The 1,672-nt window shown below is 70.9% G+C and carries 1 protein-coding gene and 1 pseudogene; one reads left to right on the top strand and one right to left on the bottom strand.

Going from position 1 to position 1,672, the window contains the following annotated elements; genetic code table 11:
- The first annotated feature begins 392 nt into the window (after window positions 1-392).
- Entirely contained in the window at window positions 393-674 is a 282-nt protein-coding gene (locus ACWEVP_RS23445; protein ID WP_284750247.1) for an Lrp/AsnC family transcriptional regulator, read from the top strand.
- Window positions 675-805: 131 nt separating this feature from the next.
- On the opposite strand, the pseudogene ACWEVP_RS23450 reads toward ACWEVP_RS23445, so the two are convergent.
- Window positions 806-1,672, bottom strand: a pseudogene (locus ACWEVP_RS23450) (cytochrome b); the annotation flags it as partial.

Genomic DNA, 1,672 nt, shown 5'->3' on the forward strand with positions numbered 1-1,672 from the left:
GGCTGGGCTGGGCTGGGCTGGGCTGGGCTGGGCTGGGCTGGGCTGGGCTGGGCTGGGCTGGGCTGGGCTGGGCTGGGCTGGGCTGGGCTGGGCTGGGCTGGGAAGAAGCTAATCCGGCAGCCGAAAGCCGCAAGCGAGGGTCACCGGGACCAGACCTCCCCGCAACCCCGATCCGAAGCCCGAACACGGCCGGCGGTGCCGGGTCAAGGCACGCTTTCCCGCCTTGACGCGGTACCGCCGGCCGTAGTCACAATCGGGCATCGGGGTGGCGGAGCCCCACCAACCCACTCCACCGGAGACCCACCAGCCCCCGGCCCGGCCGAACACCGACGGGCGCACACCGCGGCCTAGGATCGCGAACGAACCCGACGACGAGCCTTGGAGGACCCCAGGTGATCACCGCGATCGTGTTGATCCAGGTAGAGGCGGACGCGATCCCGGACGCGGCGCAGGCGATCGCCGACATCGACGGCGTCGGCGAGGTCTACTCGTGCGCCGGGGACGTCGACCTCATCGCGACCGTCAAGGTCTCCGCGCACGAGGAGCTGGCCGACCTGATCCCGGGCCGGATCGGGAAGGTGCCGGGGGTGCTGGACACCGTCACGCACATCGCGTTCCGGTCGTACTCCCGCGCCGACACCGAGCAGGCCTTCGCGATCGGCGCCGAGGACTGAGAAGGCCGCCGAGGCCCGCGCACGCAGCGCCGGAGGCCGAGGGCCGGGAAGACCCCGCCGACCGCCCAGAAAGCCGCTGAGACGACCGAAGGCCACCTCCCGCGGGAGGTGGCCTTCGTCGTGTCCGGAACTCAGTGCTCCGAGCGCTTGGCGGTTTCGACGCTCTCGAACTCGCCTGGCTCGCCCTGGGTGACCGAGTGGCCGTTGCCGTGCCCGTTGCCGTGGGCCCGCTGCAGCGCGGCGGTCTCCTCGGCCGGGTCCGGCGACCAGAACGTGCCCGGGACGGCCGCACCGGCCGAGCCCAGCTTGTTCATCTTCTTCGGCACCGAAGCGCCCTGGTACTCGAGCGGGATCGCGTGGCCGTGGCTGTCGACGCCGGCCAGCGGCTGGTGGATCTCGATGAACTCACCGTGCGGCAGCCGCTTGATGATGCCCGTCTCGACGCCGTGCTCCAGCACCTCGCGGTCCGCCCGCTGCAGGCCGAGGCACAGCCGGTAGGTCAGGTAGTACGCCACCGGCGGCACGATCAGCACGCCGATCCGGCCCGCCCACGTCGTCGCGTTCAGCGAGATGTCGAACTGGTCGGCGATGATGTCGTTGAAGCCCGACAGCTCGATGACGGCGAAGAAGCCCAGCGCCATCGCGCCCAGCGCCGTGCGGACCGGTGCGTCACGCGGCCGCTGGAGCAGGTTGTGGTGCGCGGTGTCCTTGGACAGCTTCCGCTCGATGAACGGGTAGCCGAGCAGCAGGCCGAACAGGATCGGCATGCCGATCGCGCCGGGGAAGAACACCGCCGGGATCGTGTAGTTCCCGAGGTAGACCTCCCAGGCGGGCCAGATCCGGAGCATGCCGTCGGCCCAGGCCATGTACCAGTCGGGCTGCGAGCCCGCCGACACCTGCGCCGGGTTGTAGGGGCCGAAGTTCCACACCGGGTTGATCTGGAACAGCCCCGACATCAGCGCCAGCACCCCGACGACGAGGGTGAAGAACGCGCCGCC

The sequence above is a fragment of the Amycolatopsis sp. NPDC003865 genome (genome assembly GCF_053605345.1).